Below are 16,956 nucleotides of genomic sequence, written 5' to 3' on the forward strand. Positions count from 1 at the left end.
GTGTCCACGCCGCTCCACCACGAGATCGACCATGACTTCGTCCGTGCGGCGGCCCGCGCCGCGGACCGGCCGGCCGCCCCGCTGGCGGCCGGCCCCGACGAGGAACCGGCCGGCGTTTCCCACCGCGCCCTGGCGCGCCGGGCCAAGATCCTGATCGCGGCGTACCGGTCCCCGGACTCGGCACTGCACGGCAGCGGCCGGGCCGTCGCCGCCGCACTGACCCACCTCCGCGCCCTGCGGGCCGTGCAGACGTCCACCGGCCTCTTCGCCGGCGGCGACAACGTGCAGTCACCGCCCGACTCCGCGTTCACCGTCAACGACGTGTGCGACGCGCACGTCCTGGCGGCCGGCGCGGGACCGGAACTGGACGAGGTGACGGCCGTACTCGCCGAGATCGCCGGCGCCGCCACCGGCAGTCTCCTGACCGGTGGCGTGCACACCCCGAACCACCGCTGGGAGCTGTCCGCGGCACTGGCCCGGCTGCACCGGTCGTTCCCGGACGACCGGCTGCTCGACCGGGTGGCGCAGTGGCTCGCCGAGGGCGTCGACATCGACGCGGAGGGCCTGTACTCGGAGCGGAGCGCCAACTACGCCGCCCACGTGTCCAACCCGTCGCTCCTGCTGCTGGCCGACGTCCTCGGCCGCCCCGACCTGCGGGACGCCGTCGAACGCAACCTCACCGCGACGCTGGACCTCATCAGGCCGGACGGCACGGTGGAGACCGTCCACTCGCGACGGCAGGACCAGAACCACCCGTTCCCGCTGGCGCCCTATCTGCCGCACTACCGACTGCTCGCGATCCGCACCGGCCGGGGCGACCTCAGCCGGGCGGCACGACTGGCGGCCGCCGGCGGCATCGACGACCCCGGCCTGCTCGCGGAGACCATCCTCACCCCCGACCTGTGCCGCCCGCTGCCCGCGCCGGACCCCGAACCCCTGCCCCGCCACCGGTACCTCACCACGGCCCGGCTCGCCGCCCGCGCCTCCGCCACCGCGCACGGCGTCGTGTACGGCGGCTCGGACGTGCCCGAGCACCGGCGCATCCGCTCGGGCCTCGCCTGCAACCCCACCTTCCTGCGCCTGTTCGCCGGCGACGCCGTCCTCGACGCGGTCCGGCTCTCGCGCGGGTTCTTCGACCTGGGCCCGTTCCGCGCCGCGGACCTGGAGCAGCTCGCCGACCACCGGTACCGGCTCACCGAGACCCTCACGGCCGCCTACTACCAGCCGCTCCCGCCGGACCACCGGCGGGACGACGGCGCCTACCGGGTGGCGGACGAGGGACGCTTCTCGGCCGCCATGGCCTTCCCCGACCGGCCTCGGGACGAGGTCTCCCAGACCACGCGCGTCGAGGTGGACCTGCGGGAGGACGGCGCCGACCTGCGGATCGACATCAGCGGACCCCGGGTGCCCTGGTCCCTCGAACTGACCTTCCGGCCGGGTGGCGTACCGACGGGCGCCCTGCCGATCGGCGACGGACGCTGGTGCCTGACCAGCGGGCCGATGACCTACCGGGTCGGCGAGGACGAGATCCGGGTCGAGGCCGACGTCGAGGCGGGCGAACCGCTCGCCGGCCCGGACCGCGGGGAACTGCTGCGGTACGACCCTGGCCAGGACCACACCGTGGTGGGCGGCACCGACGCGACCACGGGAGAGCGCGTCTACCTCGGCGGGCAGGGCCCGCAGACACTGAGAGTCGCACTGCGGGCCCACCACCCCGCACCTGTCGCCTGAACCCGGCGACCCACCAGGCCACCTCCGGACCGAAGGGCTGACCACCTCCCATGCACCTGCCGCGCCAGCTCGGCCCGCTGCACGACCTGCCGGACACCCCGGAGGCGTACGACGCGGTCCTCGCCGACGTCACCGAGCAGGCCCTGGCCCGCCTCACGGCCGAGGGCAGCCTGGAACACCCCGACGCCGACGACGACATCGGCGACACCTCCCTCGGGGTCACCTCCCTGCTGGCCCTCGCCTGGCAGCGCACCCGGGACCCCCGGCTGCCCGCGGCGGTGCACCGCAGTCTCGCCTTCCATCTGCGCGAACGCGTGTACACCGAGGACAACCCCGGCTACCCGAACCTCACGGTCCGCGACTCCGGCCTCCCGTACGCCCGTTACGTCCTGGCGGCGGGCGCACACCCGATCGGGGACTGGCCGAGCACCGTGTGGGCGCTGCTCCAGGCCGTCGACATCCTCGACCTGTCGGACGGCCTGGTCGACGACGGACAGCGCACCGAACTCCTGGAGCTGGCCCGGGGCTACTGGCGCTGGCTGACCGAGGCCACCTTCTTCAACCCGCAGGAGGCCGGCAACCAGGCGATCGGCTGCGTGGTCGGCGGTCTGATGCTGGCCCGCCATCTGCCGCCGGCGGAAGCGACAGCGGTCCGCGAGCGGGCACTGGCCCTGTACACCGAGAGGATCCGGGCCCACCGCGTCCTCGACCGGGGTGCCCTGCTGCCGCCCGAGCACGGCGGGGCCTACGACAACAACTACGGCCCGATCTCCCTCTCCTTCCTCGCCCAGGCCCACCGGATCAGCGGCGCGCCGATGTTCGCCGAGGACGGCGACGCCCTCGCCCGGTACATCGACGCCCGGCTGCCGAACGGCGGCTACGACAACGGCGGCCCCCGCTACAGCGAACAGCACTCCGCTTTCGAGTCGGTGCTCGGCCTCCGGTACTTCGGCGCCCGGATCGGCTCCGACCTGGGCCGCTACCGGGGCGACACCCGCTGGGGCCGGCACGCGGTCAGGCCGGACGGCGGGGTCGACGGGCACTTCGCCTGGATGCTGGTCTGGCAGATCCAGGACGACACCTACTGGCACCGCACACCGTCGACCGCTCCGGCCCGCCACCAACTCCGCGCGGGCACCGTCTCGGTGGCCTTCGACAGCCGGATGACCCCCGCCCTGATCGAGACGGCCGGCACCTACCTCCTCCCCGCGGCGGTGAACCGGCAGCACGGTTTCGGCCCGGTCCTGGACGGCTTCGTGTACTGCCGGCCGATGGGCGAGGTCAGGGTGCGGGACGTCACCTCCGGCGGCCTCACCGCCAAACTGGTGACCAAGCCGGTCGTGGGCCGCGACCACGTCCTGCGCCACGTGCGTTCCCTGTACGTCACGGACGGCACCGCCCTGTGGGTGACGGTGGCCGTGGAACGCCTCGACGGAACGCCGTACCTGCTGGCCGGACTGCCGTACGCGGCGGACGACGGCGACCGGGTGCGCCGGACCGCCGCGGCCGAGGTCGCCGCGGCGGGTGCCCTGCGCCTGACACACCCCGAGCGGCAGGGCGCCGACCACTTCGACGCCCGCGCCGAAGTCACCCAGGAGCAGGCCGCGTTCGCACTGGCCGCCGACCCGCGCGGTTACGGCGACCCGGACGAGGGCTGGCGCCACCTGGTCTCCTCCAGCGCCTACGAGGCCGGACCGGCGCCCCGCGCGCCCGAACACCTGCACGTGTTCGCCGTACGGTACGGACCCGGCGGTGACTTCACCCCGTCGTTCGAGGGCGACCTGACGGTGCACACCGAGGCGTTCACGGCCGTCATCGGCGCCGAGGACGCCCACGGCGACCCCGGACTCACCCTCGTCGCGCGTTAGTTCCGGGTGGTGCCGGGGCGCGTGAACCCGTGGCTGCGTTCCACCTTCGCCACGTGCAGGGTGTAGCTCTGGTACCACTCGGCCCGGCCGCGCCGTTGCGCCGCGCGGTGTTCGGCGTCGGTCCGCCACTCGGTGAGGGCGTCGGCGTCGCGGAAGTACCCGACCGTGATGCCCAGCCCGCCGGGGGTCTGCGCGTGATCCATCCCCAGGTACCCGGGGATGTCCTTCACCAGCTCCTCCATGCGGGCGTTGGTCTCGCCGTAACCGCTCTGGTCCTCGGTCCGTACCGTGCTGAACACGGCCACGTAGTAGGGGGGTTCGAAGGCCTCGACGGGCGCGACAGGTGCTTCCGGGTGATCGCTCATGTCGCCACCGTAAGGCGCCCCGCGGCCGCCGGGCCAGCGGCTTTCCCGAACGGGATGACGGAGGGATCGAGCTCTTCACCGGAGCACGGGCAGCGCGGTCTCCGGGACCACCAGGTCCGCCCGGTCCCGGGTGGCCGTGACCAGGTCGGCGTTGAGCTGGTCGGTGCCCGCCACCCAGGCCACCGCCTCCTCGTGGCCCTTCCCGAACTCCTCGTGCCGGGCGACCAGTCGACGTACCCGCTCGGCCTCGTCGATCTCGCAGAACCACACCTCGTCGAGGGCTGGCCGTACCCGTGCCCAGGAATCGTCCCCCAGCAGCAGGTAGTTGCCCTCCGTCACTACCAGCCGGGCCGTGGGCGGCACCGGGATCGCGCCCGCGATCGGCTGCTCCAGCACCCGCTCGAAACCCGGCGCGTACACCACGTCGCCGCTGTCCTCGCGCAGCCGCCGCAGCAGCGCCGCGTACCCGGCCGCGTCGAAGGTCGCCGGCGCGCCCTTGCGGTCCCGCAGGCCCAGCCGGTCCAGCTCGACGTCGGCCAGATGGAAGCCGTCCATGGGCACCTGCGCCACCCACGGCTCGCCCGTGCCGTTCAACTCGCGCACCAGATGCCCGGCGAGCGTCGTCTTCCCGGCGCCGGGGCTGCCCGCGATGCCGAGGATCGCGCGCGGACGCCGTCCGGCGAGTGAACGGGCGCGGTCGAGGAGGTCGTCGAAAGTCAGCGGCACGCAAAAAGTGTGACACCGGCCCCGGGATGTGGCGCACGCCACCCCCTCGTCTCCGCCAGGTGGGGAAGATGCCGGACATGACTGCACTCGGTCTGCCCGACACCATTCAGGCCTGTCTCTTCGACCTCGACGGGGTCGTCACCAAGACGGCCGTCGTGCACGCCGCGGCCTGGAAGGAGACCTTCGACTCCTTCCTGCGCGGCTACGACGGCCAGCGGCCCTTCGACGCGGTCGCCGACTACGACGAGTACGTCGACGGCCGCCCCCGCGCCGACGGCGTCCGCGCCTTCCTCGACTCCCGGGGCATCCACCTGCCCGAGGGCACCCCGGACGACCCACCGGACGCCGCCACCGTGCACGGCCTCGGCAACCGCAAGAACGAACTGCTCCTGGCGAAGATCCGTACCGACGGCGTCGAGGCCTACGACGGCACCCTGCGCTATCTGGAGGCGGTCCGGGCCCAGGGGCTGCGGACGGCGATCGTCTCCTCCAGCGCCAACTGCCGTGACGTGCTCCGCTCGATCGGCGCCGAGCACTTCTTCGACGTCCGCATCGACGGCGTCGTGGCCGCCGAGCGGCACCTGCCCGGCAAACCGCACCCGGACACCTTCCTGGCCGCCGCCCACGACCTCGGCGTCGAGCCCTCCCGGGCGGCCGTCTTCGAGGACGCCCTCGCCGGGATGGACGCGGGTCGCGCGGGCCGTTTCGGGTACGTCGTCGGCGTGGACCGCGTCGGGCAGACCGACGCCCTGTACGCCCACGGCGCGGACACGGTCGTCAAGGACCTCGCCGAACTGGGAGGCAACGAGTGATCACGCACCGGTCGTACGCCGTGGAACCCTGGGCGGTCCGCGAGACCGCGCTCAACCTCGACGTGCTCGCCCAGAGCGAGTCGGTGTTCGCGCTGTCCAACGGACACGTCGGCTGGCGCGGCAACCTCGACGAGGGCGAACCGCACGGACTGCCGGGCAGCTACCTCAACGGCGTCCACGAGGTGCACCCGCTGCCGTACGCCGAGGCGGGCTACGGCTACCCGGAGTCCGGGCAGACCGTCATCAACGTCACCAACGGCAAGATCCTGCGCCTGCTGGTCGACGACGAGCCCTTCGACCTGCGCTACGGCCGGCTCACCGCGCACGAGCGGGTGCTGGACCTGCGCCGGGGCGTCCTGGAACGGACCTGCGAGTGGACCTCGCCCGCCGGGTCCACGGTCCGGGTGCGCTCCACCCGGCTGGTGTCCCTGACCCAGCGGGCGGTGGCCGCCGTCGCCTACGAGGTGGAGGCTGTCGGCCGGCGCTGCCGGATCGTGGTCCAGTCCGAACTCGTCGCCAACGAGCAGCTCCCCGAAGCCAACGGCGATCCGCGCGCGGCGCTGGCCCTTCAGTCGCCGCTGGAGCAGGAGGACGACTTCGCCGCCGGGCGCCGGCTGCGTCTGGTGCACCGCACGAAACGCAGCGGACTACGGGTCGCGGTCGCCGCCGACCACACGGTCTCCGGCCCTGAGCGGACCACCACGCACGCCGAGAGCGACATCGACGTGGCCCGGCTGACGGTCACCTCCGTGCTGGAGCCGGGACAGCGGCTGCGGGTGGAGAAGTTCGTCGCGCACGGCTGGTCAGGGGTACGGTCGCTGCCCGCCATGGCCGACCAGGTGGACGCGGCCCTCGCCGCCGCCGCGCACGAGGGCTGGCAGGGGCTCGCCGACGAGCAGCGCGGCTACCTGGACGACTACTGGTCCCGTGCCGACGTGGAGGTGGACGGCGACGAGGAGGTCCAGCAGGCCGTCCGCTTCGCCCTCTTCCACGTGCTACAGGCCGGGGCCCGCGCCGAACAGCGGGCGATACCCGCGAAGGGGCTGACCGGCTCCGGATACGACGGGCACGCCTTCTGGGACACCGAGATGTTCGTGCTGCCCGTCCTCACCCACACCGCCCCCGGCGCCGTCGCCGAGGCGCTGCGCTGGCGGCACAACACGCTGCCCGCCGCCCGCGAACGCGCCACCCAGCTGGGCCTGGACGGGGCCGCGTTCCCCTGGCGGACCATCGCGGGTTCGGAGGGCTCCGCGTACTGGCCGGCCGGCACCGCCGCCTTCCACGTCAATGCCGACGTCGCCGACGCGGTGGTCCGCTACGTCGCCGCCACCGGAGACACCGACTTCGAACGGGACACCGGCGTCGAACTCCTCGTGGAGACCGCCCGGTTGTGGCGTTCACTCGGCCACCACGACAGCCGGGGCGCCTTCCACATCGACGGCGTCACCGGTCCCGACGAGTACAGCGCGGTCGCCGACGACAACACGTACACCAACCTGATGGCCCGGGCGAACCTGCTGGCCGCCGCCGACGCCGTGGAACGCCACCCGCGGCAGGCCGCCCGGCTCGGCGTGGACGCGGAGGAGTCCGCCGCCTGGCGGGACGCGGCGGAGGCCGTGCACATCCCCTACAACCACGAGCTCGGCGTCCACGAACAGCACGCCGGGTTCACCCGCTACCAGCGCTGGGACTTCGAGAACACCCGCCCCGAGCAGTACCCCCTGCTGCTGAACTTCCCCTACTTCGACCTGTACCGCAAACAGGTCGTGAAGCAGGCCGACCTGGTGCTGGCGATGTACACCTGCGAGGCCTACTTCGACGAGGAGCACATCGCCCGCAACTTCGCCTACTACGAGCCGCTGACCGTCCGCGACTCCTCCCTGTCCGCCTGCTGCCAGGCCGTCGTGGCCGCCCAGGCCGGTCACCTCGCCCTCGCCCACGCCTACACGGCCGAGGCCGCGCTGATGGACCTCGGCGACCTGGAGCACAACACGCGCGACGGACTGCACATCGCCTCCCTCGCCGGCACCTGGATGGCGCTCGTCGCCGGCTTCGGGGGGCTGCGCCACTACGACGACGGGGCGCGGTTCGCCCCACGGCTCCCCGAGCGGCTGCGCCGGCTGGCCTTCAACCTGCAACTGCGGGGCAGCAGGCTGCGCGTGGAGATCGGTGCGGACAAGGCGACGTACACCCTCCTCGACGGCCCGCCGCTCACCGTCCACCACCACGGGGAACCGGTCACCGTCGACACGGACACCCCGGCGGTACGAGCGGTACCGCCGATCCGCCCGGCCCCGACGCCGGGGCAGCCGCCGCACAGGGCACCCCACCGGCCGACGTGAGGACAGCGCCCCGTAGGGGCGCGGGGAACTGCGCGACCAGCCACGACGGCGCCGCGGACGACCGGGCCGCAGTGTCGACTGCCGGTCGAGTGTGGCCGATCGCGCAGTTCCTCCCCCAGCCTTCGGCCGGGGGCACCCCCAGCGCCCCTACGGGGGCGCTTCACGTGAGGGCGTCGGAGAGGAGGGTCACCAGGTCGGTGGTCGCGTCGGCGGCGAACAGGGCTGCCAGGGCGCCGAGCGCGAGGACGGGTGCCGCGGTCGGCCAGCGAGGCGGCGGTGGGGTCGTCCGGAGGGCCGCTATGCGGCGGGTCACCGCGCGGTCCGTGAAGTTCAGTGCGCAGGACGGGCGGGCGCGGCCCGCGCTGAGGGCGGCGCGGGCCAGCGCGCGGGCGGTGGTCCCGCGGTCGCCGACCGCGCTCGCGGCCTGCTCGTCCGCCCAGCGCTCCACCAGGAACGTCACGGCCGAACGGACCGGACCCAGCAGCGGGTTGGCGGCCGCGGCCAGGGTGACCGCCGTCACCAGGCGGCCGTGCCGGTGGGCCAGATGCGCCCGTTCATGGGCCAGCAGCACCCGCCGCTCCGCCGGTGCCAGCGCGCTCAGCATCGCCGAGGTGACCAGGATCCGTCCCGGCCGGCCCGGTATCGCGAACGCCTGCGGCACCGCGGAGGCGGCCACCACCAGTTCGGTGTCCCGCGGCTGCCCCTCGCACAGCCGCCGCAGCGCACGCCGGGTAGCGCGTTCGGCCCGGACCGCCCGCTGCACCCGCCACACCACCACGACCAGCGCGAGACAGGCGGCGACGCCGATCACCTCGGGCACCGGGTCGGCCAGCCGGTGGCCGTCCGCACGGGCCTCCCGGACCACCGGCGGGGCGTCGCCCAGCAGCGCGGTCGTCAGCAGGACGAGGGACCAGGTGGTCGCCGCGGCGGTCAGCACGGCGGCGGAGGTCAGGACCCGCGCCGCCAGCGCCGGTGCCACCCGGCGGCCGATCACCGGAGCGGCCGGCGACAGCAACAGGGCGACCAGCAGCGGGGTGTAGACGTCGAACCTCATACGCCGTCCCCGGCGAACAGGTTCCGCAGCGCCCGTTCCTCCTCGGGGCTGAGCCCGGAGACGAACTGCTGGAGCGCCGCGATCGGGTCCGGGCCCCGGTCCAGGGCCTCGTGCATGGCCTCGGCCGTCAACTGCGCCGCGTTCTTCGCCGGCCGGTAGGCGCCGCGCCGCCCGTCCGCGTCCCGCAGCACCAGCCCCTTGTCGTACAGCCGCTTCAGGATGGTGTGGACCGTGTTGTAGGCGAGCCCGCCGCCGATCTCGGACTGGATCTCGGCCGGGGTCAGCGGGTGTTCGGTCGCCCACAGGGCTGCCAGGACCTCGCTCTCCAGTTCTCCGGCGCTGCGCCGCTCCGCTCTGCCGCGGGACCCTGTGCCAGCCATGGCTCAACCTTACAAGCAGTAGGGCCACCGCCCTGTTGGGCGTGCCCGCACGGCAGATGCACACGGTACGCGTTAGTTTGATCGTGTTTGTCCACGAATCCGGCCCGTGGCCCTACAGGTTGTAGGGTGCTTGGCCCTACAGTCTGTAGGGGAACAGGGGTGGTTGTGTCGATGGCCGCGAGCGTGAACGCCGTACTCCGCAGCACCCGCCGGGCCGGCTCGCCGTGTGCGGTCCGCGCCGTACCGGCGGTGGCCGGGTCATGACCGCACCGCCGGAAGTCGCACCCGCCGCGGGCCGCCGGCAGGTCCCCTACTGGCAGGCCGGGCTCGGTCTCACCCTGCTGCTCGGCGGGGCCTACCTGGTGCGGCGCCACTGGCCCACGGTGGAGGACGGGGCCGTGCGGCTCGCCGTCGCCGACCAGGGATGGCTGCTGCTGGGGGCCCTGGCCGCGATCGGGACCTGGGCGTCCTCCGCCCTCGCCCAGCAGGGCGCGGTCACCGAGAGGCTGCCCGGCGGCCGTCTGGTGGCCGCGCAGTTCGCCGCCTCGGCCGCCAACCACCTGCTGCCCGCCGGGCTCGGCGCGGGCGCGGTCAACGTGCGCTTCCTGATGCGCTGCGGACTGCCGGCCGGCCGCAGCGCGTCGGCGCTCGCCGTCAAGGCGACCGCCGGTGTCGTCGTCCGGCTGGCCCTCATCGGCGCGCTCGCCCCCGCCTGTCCCGGCCTCCTGCGGATCCCGCACGTCCCGACGGCCGTGCTCCTGGCCGTACCCGCGGTGGCCGCGCTGGTCGCCGCCCTGTTCCGGACCCGGTGGTGGCCGCGCTGCCGGGGCGCGGTGGGCGCCGTGTCGGCCGACATCCGGGCCGTGCACGCCAGCCCCGCCCGGTCGGCCGCCCTGTGGGGCGGTTCCCTCGCCTTCGCCGCGCTGCACTCGCTGGTCCTGATCGCCGTCACCCAGGCGATCGAACTCCCGCTGTCCCCGGCCCGGGTGATGCTGCTCTACCTCGCCGCCAGCGGCGCCGCCGCCCTGCTGCCCACCCCGGGCGGCCTCGGCTCGCTCGACGCGGCCCTCGCCCTCGCCCTCACCGCCTCCGGCACCCCGGCCGCCGCGGCGGCCTCCGCCGTGCTCGGCTACCGGCTGCTGACCGTGTGGCTGCCGCTGCTGCCGGGCCTGCTGGTGCTCGGACTGCTGATCCGGCGCCGCGCGCTGTGACATGCCCTGAGACGGCGTCCGGACCCGCCCTAGCCGGTGGGCGCGGGCAGGTCCGGCGCGCCGGCCGGGGCGTCCGGGCCCGGCGGCAGCCACCGCCGCGGCAGCAGGCGGGCCGTCACGCACACCCACACCCCGAGCCAGCCGACGGCGAACAGCCAGCCGCCGAGCACGTCGGTGAACCAGTGCACCCCGAGGTACACCCGGGTCAGCCCCACGGCGAGCGCCCAGCACCCGACCGTCGCACGCCACCCCCACCGGCCGTGCGGGGCACGTACGGCCAGGGCGAGGAGCACCAGGCCGGCGGTGAGCGCGGCCGTCGTGCTGTGGCCGGACGGGAACGACCAGCCGGAGGCGTGCGTCTGCCAGTCCTGCTCGGGCGGCCGGGGGCGCGCGACCAGCTCCATCACGGCGTAGCGGGCCGTCTGCCCGAGGGCGAGACAGAGGACGCCTAGGAGGACGGCGCCCAGCCGGTGCCGAGCGGTCCGGCCCGTCAGCAGGCCGGCCAGGACGACGAGGGTGTAGGGGACGAGCCCGGTGCCGGTGACGGTGATGCCCCGGGCCACGGCCACCGCCATGTCCGGGCGGTGTCCGAGCGACCAGGCGTGCAGGGCCCGGTCCAGGGCGAGCGGGACGCCGTGCCGGCCGCTGACGACCAGGGCCAGGGCCCCGAAGGCGACCCAGGCGCCCAGCGCCGCGCTCCCGGCGAACTCCGTGACCCGCTTGCGGTTCACGACTCCCGCGCGGCCCTGCGGGACCGCAGCAGCTCGGCCGCCAGCGGGACCAGCGACACCACCACGATCAGGGCGATGATCGGCAGCAGGTACCGGTCCACGTTCGGGATCGACGAGCCCAGCGCGTACCCGGCGAGCGTCAGTCCGAGGCTCCAGGCCAGACCGCCGACGACCTGCCAGAGGGTGAAGGTGCGGACGGGCACCCCGAGGGCCCCGGCCAGTGGGTTGAGCACCGTGCGGACCACCGGGACGAAGCGCGCCAGCACGATCGCCTTCGCGTGGCCGTAGCGCTCCAGCAGCTCCTCGGCGCGCCGGGCCCCCTCGTGCAGCCGTGCCGATCCGCTCCGGGCCAGCAGCGCGCCGCCCGCCTTGCGGCCCAGCAGGTACCCGGTCTGCGAACCGGCCAGCGCGCCGACCGCCGCGGCGACCAGCAGTGCGGGCAGCGAGAGCCGCAGGCCCTGGCCGGAGGTGCCGGTGCAGAGCAGGCCCGCGGTGAACAGCAGCGAGTCGCCGGGCAGGAAGAAACCGATCAGCAGTCCCGTCTCGGCGAACATCACCACACCGACGCCCAGCACGCCGAAAGCGGCCAGCAGCGAGTGCGCGTCCAGTACGTTGACGGCGAGCTGCGAAGCCAGCGGGTGTGGGGGAGTGGTCATCGGCACGCGCCCTTTCGTTCCGGTCCGGCGGGGGCCGCGAGCGGAGCCCGCCGTCGACTACACCTCTGTAGACGGTCTGTCGCACTCTAGACGATGTCAGGCCCCGGTGGGTTCCCCCGCGGGGTCGTGTCCCTTCCGCGGGACGCCGTGCGCCGTCGCGGCTTTTGCCGCACCATTGCCCGTTCATGACCGGTTGACTACATGGGTGTAGTCATCATGGTCGAGCGGAAGTAAGGCATGCCTTCACTAAGTTCGAGCCAAGGGGCGGGGACGGGCCTGCCGGGGAGGGCTGCGGCGGATGTGGGACGACGCGTTTCCGAGTTTCCTGATCGGACTGAGGGAAGGCCTGGAGGCCGGGCTGATCGTCTCCATCCTCGTCGCCACGCTGGTGCGGGCCGGGGCCGGGAAACGGCTGCCGCAGGTGTGGACCGGCGTCCTCGCCGCGATCGCGCTGGCGCTGAGCTTCGGCGCGGTGCTCACCTTCACCGCCGCGTCGCTGTCCGCGACCGCCCAGGAGGCCTTCGGTGGCACGCTCAGCGTGATCGCGGTCGCCTTCGTCACCGCGATGGTCTTCTGGATGCGCCGCTCGGCCCGCGGTCTCTCCGGTGAGATCAAGGAGAAGGTGACCGGGGCGCTCGCCATGGGCTCGGGTGTCCTGGTGGTCACCTCGTTCCTCGCGGTGGGCCGCGAGGGGCTGGAGACAGCGCTGTTCCTGTGGACCACCGCCCAGGCGGCAGGCGAGTCCGCGGGCCCGCTGACCGGCGCCGGCATCGGCCTCGTCCTGGCGGCCGGCCTGTGCTGGGGCCTGTACCGGCGCGTCCTGCGGATCAACCTGACGAAGTTCTTCACCCGCACGGGCGCGGTCCTCATCGTCATCGCGGCCGGCGTCCTCGGCTACGGGCTGCGCGACCTCCAGGAGGGCGGGGTGCTGCCGGGCGGCACCGCGTACGCCTTCGACCTCGGCGGCAGCATCGACGCGGGCTCCTGGTACAGCACCCTCCTCCAGGGCGTCCTCAACATCACGCCGGCCATGACCTGGCTCCAGGTGGCCGGGTACGCCGGCTACCTCGCCGTCGTCATGACGCTGTTCGTGCGAGGAGTGCGTACGACCGCGCCGAAGCCGGCCGCCGAAGTGAACGACGCCGACGGCTCGGCGCCGCGGTCCGCGGCCGAGACGTCCGAGGACCCTGCCGCCGGCCGGCCCGAGTCGCGGTCCGCGGCCGACGGACCGGAACCGACGCCCGGCGCCGGCCGTCCCGGGCCGCGGCCGGCCAGGGCGGCGCGCCGCCGGCCCGCCTGGGTCGTCCCCGTCGCCGTGGTGGCCGTTCCCGCCGTGGTCGCCGGTCTCGTCGTCGCGCTCGCCCGGCCCAAGCCCGGCAGCGACCAGACCGTCGCCGTCTCCGAGACCGAGTGCGGCAAGGGCTTCACCGCGCCCAGGACCGGCCGGCAGACCTTCCAGATGCAGAACACCGGCAGCAAGACCTCCGAGGTGTATCTGATCGACCCGGGCAGCAACGCGGTCTACGGCGAGATCGAGGGCCTCGCCCCCGGCACCACCCGCTCCCTGGTCGCCACCGTCGCCGGGGGCACCTACGCCTGGCGCTGTGTCCCCACCGGCGGCAAGGCCGTCACCTCCAGGCCGGTCACCGTCAGCGGCCACGGAAGCGGCGCCAAGGCGGTCGTGCCGGTGTCCGAGAACGACCTGGCCGGACCGCTCGCGGCGTACAGGGCGTACGTCGGTCAGGGGCTCGCCACCCTCGTCGCGCAGACCCGCACGCTCGACGCCGACATCGAGGGCGGCCACCTCGGCCGGGCCCGCGGCGACTGGCTCACCGCCCACCTCACCTACTCCTCCCTCGGTGCCGCGTACGGCACCTTCGAGGACTTCGACCAGAAGATCAACGGCCGCGCCGACGGCCTGCCGGGCGGCGTCGCCGACAAGGACTTCGCCGGGTTCCACCGGATCGAGTACGGGCTGTGGCACGGTCAGTCCGCCGCACAGCTGACGGCTCCGGCGCGGGCGCTCGCGGACGCCGCCGCCGGGCTGCGGAAGGCGTTCCCCACCCAGGACTTCGACCCGGGCGACCTGCCGCTGCGCGCCCACGAGATCCTGGAGAACACGCTCCAGTTCGAGCTGACCGCCGACACCGACGAGGGCAGCGGCACCAACCTCGCCACCGCGGACGCCAACCTGGCCGGCACCCGGGAGCTGCTCACCGTCCTGAAGCCGCTGCTGACCACCCGGGCGCCGAAGCTGCTGCCGGCCGTCGACGCGGACGCCGCCCGGTTGCAGGGGCTCCTCGACGCCGAACACCGGGGCACCGTCTGGACCCCCGTCGAAAAGCTCGGCACCGGCACCCGGCAGCGGATCAGCGGCGCCACCGGGCAGCTCCTCGAGGACCTCGCGCCGGTGCCGGACCTCCTGGAGATCAGGAAGTCCGCCTGATGAACCCCGCGGCACACCAGCACCAGCACCCGCACCCGTACGACGAAGGGAACCCTCCGATGTCCGCTGCCGACACCCCGTCCTGCCCGATGGGCGCGGGCCGCCGCTCCTTCGTGCGGACCGCGCTGGGCGCCGGGGCCGCGGGCGCGGCGCTGGCCGGCGGCGGTTTCGCGCTGAGCCAGGCCGGCGGCACCGCCGAGGCGCGGGCCGCCGACGCGAGCGGCACCACGGAGGTCCCCTTCCACGGCGCCCACCAGGCCGGCATCCTCACCCCGGCCCCGGCCGCCGCCACCTTCGTCTCCCTGGACGTCATCGCCGGCAGCCGGCAGGAGCTCGCCGACCTGCTGAGAACGATCACCGCGCGGGCCCGGCTCCTCACCTCCGGCGGCACCCCGGAGGACCTCGGTGTCGGCGCGCCGCCCTCCGACAACGGCATCCTCGGCCCCGAGGTCCCCTCGGACGCGCTCACCGTCACCGTCGGCGTCGGCGCCTCCCTCTTCGACGACCGCTACGGCCTGGCGAAGGCCAGACCCGCCCGGCTGACGCCCATGCGGACCTTCCCGAACGACAACCTGAGGGCCGCCGAGTGCCACGGTGACCTCTCGCTCCAGATCTGCGCGAACAGCACGGACACCGTGCTGCACGCGCTGCGTGACATCGCCAGGCACACCCGCGGCGCGATGCAGATCAGGTGGCGGATCGACGGCTTCCAGAACGCCCCGCGGCCGGCCGGTGCCCAGCGCAACCTGCTCGGCTTCAAGGACGGCATCGCCAATCCGGACGTGCGCTCGGCCCGCGAGACCGACCGGCTGATCTGGGTCGGCGACGGCCAGGGCGAGCCCGCCTGGACCGCCGGCGGCAGCTACCAGGTGATCCGGATCATCCGGATGCTCGTGGAGTTCTGGGACCGGGTCTCGCTCAGCGAGCAGGAGCTGATGTTCGGCCGCCGCAAGGACACCGGCGCCCCGCTGGACGGGGCCAAGGAGACCGACATCCCCAACTACGCCAAGGACCCCAAGGGCAACGCCATCCCGCTGGACGCCCACATCCGGCTCGCCAACCCGCGGACGTCCGCGAGCGACAGCTCCCGGATCCTTCGTCGCGGCTACAACTACGACCGGGGGATCGACGGCGTCGGCAACCTCGACATGGGCCTGGTCTTCTGCTGCTACAACCAGGACGTCAAGCGGCAGTTCGAGGCCACCCAGACCCGGCTGATCGACGAGCCCCTCGTCGACTACATCTCGCCGACGGGCGGAGGCTACTTCTTCGCCCTGCCGGGTGTGCGGAACGCGAAGGACTGGCTGGGGAGCGGACTGCTGGCCGCCTGAACGGCCTTTGCCTTCCCATGGCGATCTCTTGGGGAAGGCCTGTCGCGGGCCTTGCTGCGAATGATGTGCAAGTACGGGAGGATGGCACAAGGCTGCCGTCGGCAGCTGCCCGTCGCTCGACCGAAGGATGCCACCCCCCGATGACGGCCGCCCCTGGTTCCGCTCCGTCCCTCCCCGCCCAGGCCGAGACCAAGCGCTCGGCCTGGCACCGTGTCCGCGGCTCCATGACACGGCAGGAGTGGATCAGGGTCGGCGGGATGGCCGGCTTCGTGCTCGCCCTGCACGTCATCGGCTGGGGCACCCTGGTCGGCATCATCGCCCCGCAGCACTTCAGCGTCGGCACCGAGTCGTTCGGCATCGGGATCGGCGTGACCGCGTACACACTGGGCATGCGGCACGCCTTCGACGCCGACCACATCGCGGCCATCGACAACACCACCCGCAAGCTGATGGGCGAGGGGCAGCGCCCGCTGTCCGTCGGCTTCTGGTTCTCCCTCGGCCACTCCAGCATCGTCTTCGGCCTGTCCCTGCTGCTCTCGTTCGGCATGAAGGCCCTGGCCGGACCGGTCCAGGACGACGGCTCGCACCTCCACGAGGTCACCGGCCTGATCGGGACGACGGTCTCCGGCACCTTCCTCTATCTGATCGCCGGCATCAACCTGGTGATCCTGGCCGGCATCTGGAAGGTGTTCCGGCAGATGCGCTCCGGCGCCTACGACGAGGCCGCCCTGGAGACCCAGCTCAACAACCGCGGATTCATGAACCGCTTCCTCGGCCGGGTGACCGGTTCGATCAGCAAGCCGTGGCAGATGTACCCGCTCGGCCTGCTGTTCGGCCTCGGCTTCGACACCGCCACCGAGATCGCCCTCCTGGTCCTGGCCGGCTCCGGCGCCGCCTCCGGGCTGCCCTGGTACGCCATCCTCACCCTGCCGGTGCTCTTCGCGGCCGGCATGTCGCTGCTCGACACCATCGACGGCTCGTTCATGAACTTCGCCTACGAGTGGGCGTTCTCCAAGCCGGTCCGCAAGGTCTACTACAACCTCACCATCACCGGTCTGTCCGTCGCCGTCGCCCTCATCATCGGCACCGTGGAACTCCTCGGCCTGCTCGCCGACAAGCTGGACCTGCACGGCGCCTTCTGGGACTGGGTGGCCGGCCTCGACCTGAACACCGTCGGCTTCGTCATCGTCGGCCTCTTCTTCGCGACGTGGGCCATCGCCCTGGGGGTCTGGAAGATGGGCCGCATCGAGGAGAAGTGGACTACGGGCCTCGCGCCGGCCGAGCAGACCGAGGGCTGAGCGGC

14 protein-coding genes are annotated in these 16,956 nt (G+C 73.5%); 8 read left to right on the top strand and 6 right to left on the bottom strand.

The features are described from left to right. Together AAW13_RS25440 and AAW13_RS25445 are read left to right on the top strand one after the other, a co-directional pair. Positions 1-1,731, top strand: coding sequence for a hypothetical protein (locus AAW13_RS25440; protein ID WP_046733376.1), 1,731 nt, complete (start codon positions 1-3; stop codon positions 1,729-1,731). 50 nt (positions 1,732-1,781) lie between these two features. Beyond that, positions 1,782-3,599, top strand: coding sequence for a hypothetical protein (locus AAW13_RS25445; protein WP_046733375.1), 1,818 nt, complete (start codon positions 1,782-1,784; stop codon positions 3,597-3,599). Here AAW13_RS25445 and AAW13_RS25450 read toward each other — a convergent pair. Both AAW13_RS25450 and AAW13_RS25455 read right to left on the bottom strand, forming a co-directional pair. Further along, complete coding sequence (locus AAW13_RS25450) at positions 3,596-3,964, bottom strand: antibiotic biosynthesis monooxygenase family protein (RefSeq protein ID WP_046733374.1); 369 nt, start codon at positions 3,962-3,964, stop codon at positions 3,596-3,598. The two genes, AAW13_RS25445 and AAW13_RS25450, sit on opposite strands and share 4 nt — an antisense overlap. Positions 3,965-4,039: 75 nt before the next feature. Further along, positions 4,040-4,690, bottom strand: coding sequence for a nucleoside/nucleotide kinase family protein (locus AAW13_RS25455; protein ID WP_046733373.1), 651 nt, complete (start codon positions 4,688-4,690; stop codon positions 4,040-4,042). A 77-nt stretch (positions 4,691-4,767) separates the two neighbouring features. Between AAW13_RS25455 and AAW13_RS25460 the strand changes: the two genes are divergently transcribed. Beyond that, the gene (locus tag AAW13_RS25460) at positions 4,768-5,502 is read left to right on the top strand and encodes a beta-phosphoglucomutase family hydrolase (protein WP_046733408.1); all 735 of its coding nucleotides are present in this window, start codon (positions 4,768-4,770) and stop codon (positions 5,500-5,502) included. After that, complete coding sequence (locus AAW13_RS25465) at positions 5,499-7,844, top strand: glycoside hydrolase family 65 protein (protein WP_046733372.1); 2,346 nt, start codon at positions 5,499-5,501, stop codon at positions 7,842-7,844. Before AAW13_RS25460 ends, AAW13_RS25465 begins: the two co-directional genes overlap by 4 nt. A 160-nt stretch (positions 7,845-8,004) precedes the next feature. On the opposite strand, the gene AAW13_RS25470 is transcribed toward AAW13_RS25465, so the two are convergent. Next, the gene (locus tag AAW13_RS25470) at positions 8,005-8,898 is read right to left on the bottom strand and encodes a M48 family metalloprotease (protein ID WP_046733371.1); all 894 of its coding nucleotides are present in this window, start codon (positions 8,896-8,898) and stop codon (positions 8,005-8,007) included. Continuing rightward, positions 8,895-9,278, bottom strand: coding sequence for a BlaI/MecI/CopY family transcriptional regulator (locus tag AAW13_RS25475; protein WP_046733370.1), 384 nt, complete (start codon positions 9,276-9,278; stop codon positions 8,895-8,897). Before AAW13_RS25475 ends, AAW13_RS25470 begins: the two co-directional genes overlap by 4 nt. 260 nt (positions 9,279-9,538) lie before the next feature. Here AAW13_RS25475 and AAW13_RS25480 point away from each other — a divergent pair, with 260 nt between their 5' ends. After that, positions 9,539-10,489, top strand: coding sequence for a lysylphosphatidylglycerol synthase domain-containing protein (locus tag AAW13_RS25480; protein ID WP_071659682.1), 951 nt, complete (start codon positions 9,539-9,541; stop codon positions 10,487-10,489). A 29-nt stretch (positions 10,490-10,518) separates the two neighbouring features. On the opposite strand, the gene AAW13_RS25485 is transcribed toward AAW13_RS25480, so the two are convergent. Both AAW13_RS25485 and AAW13_RS25490 read right to left on the bottom strand, forming a co-directional pair. Continuing rightward, the gene (locus tag AAW13_RS25485; RefSeq protein ID WP_046732186.1) at positions 10,519-11,220 is read right to left on the bottom strand and encodes a phosphatase PAP2 family protein; all 702 of its coding nucleotides are present in this window, start codon (positions 11,218-11,220) and stop codon (positions 10,519-10,521) included. Then, complete coding sequence (locus AAW13_RS25490; protein WP_046732187.1) at positions 11,217-11,876, bottom strand: DedA family protein; 660 nt, start codon at positions 11,874-11,876, stop codon at positions 11,217-11,219. The genes AAW13_RS25485 and AAW13_RS25490 overlap by 4 nt, the downstream gene beginning before the upstream one ends. A gap of 298 nt (positions 11,877-12,174) precedes the next feature. On the opposite strand from AAW13_RS25490, the gene efeU reads away from it, so the two are divergent. The 3 genes from efeU (at position 12,175) to nicT (ending at position 16,951) form a co-directional block, all read left to right on the top strand. Further along, the gene (gene efeU / locus AAW13_RS25495; RefSeq protein ID WP_046732188.1) at positions 12,175-14,322 is read left to right on the top strand and encodes an iron uptake transporter permease EfeU; all 2,148 of its coding nucleotides are present in this window, start codon (positions 12,175-12,177) and stop codon (positions 14,320-14,322) included. A gap of 59 nt (positions 14,323-14,381) precedes the next feature. Then, positions 14,382-15,653 (top strand): iron uptake transporter deferrochelatase/peroxidase subunit, encoded by a 1,272-nt coding sequence (efeB, locus tag AAW13_RS25500; protein WP_046732221.1) that lies wholly within the window; start codon positions 14,382-14,384, stop codon positions 15,651-15,653. Between the two features lie 140 nt (positions 15,654-15,793). Further along, on the top strand, positions 15,794-16,951 hold the full coding sequence (gene nicT / locus AAW13_RS25505; RefSeq protein WP_206306280.1) for a Nickel transporter NicT: 1,158 nt from the start codon (positions 15,794-15,796) through the stop codon (positions 16,949-16,951). Positions 16,952-16,956 lie beyond the last annotated feature (5 nt).

Origin of the sequence: Streptomyces humi, from assembly GCF_001005085.2 — a bacterium.
In the GTDB taxonomy this organism is placed as follows: Bacteria; Actinomycetota; Actinomycetes; order Streptomycetales; family Streptomycetaceae; genus Streptomyces; species Streptomyces humi.

Coding starts and splice junctions, on each gene's coding strand:
- AAW13_RS25445 (WP_046733375.1), top strand. CDS start 1,782: ATGCACCTGCCGCGCCAGCTCGGCCCGCTGCACGACCTGCCGGACACC.
- AAW13_RS25470 (WP_046733371.1), bottom strand. CDS start 8,898: ATGAGGTTCGACGTCTACACCCCGCTGCTGGTCGCCCTGTTGCTGTCG.
- nicT (WP_206306280.1), top strand. CDS start 15,794: ATGACGGCCGCCCCTGGTTCCGCTCCGTCCCTCCCCGCCCAGGCCGAG.
- AAW13_RS25490 (WP_046732187.1), bottom strand. CDS start 11,876: ATGACCACTCCCCCACACCCGCTGGCTTCGCAGCTCGCCGTCAACGTA.
- efeB (WP_046732221.1), top strand. CDS start 14,382: ATGTCCGCTGCCGACACCCCGTCCTGCCCGATGGGCGCGGGCCGCCGC.
- AAW13_RS25450 (WP_046733374.1), bottom strand. CDS start 3,964: ATGAGCGATCACCCGGAAGCACCTGTCGCGCCCGTCGAGGCCTTCGAA.
- AAW13_RS25480 (WP_071659682.1), top strand. CDS start 9,539: ATGACCGCACCGCCGGAAGTCGCACCCGCCGCGGGCCGCCGGCAGGTC.
- AAW13_RS25460 (WP_046733408.1), top strand. CDS start 4,768: ATGACTGCACTCGGTCTGCCCGACACCATTCAGGCCTGTCTCTTCGAC.
- AAW13_RS25475 (WP_046733370.1), bottom strand. CDS start 9,278: ATGGCTGGCACAGGGTCCCGCGGCAGAGCGGAGCGGCGCAGCGCCGGA.
- efeU (WP_046732188.1), top strand. CDS start 12,175: ATGTGGGACGACGCGTTTCCGAGTTTCCTGATCGGACTGAGGGAAGGC.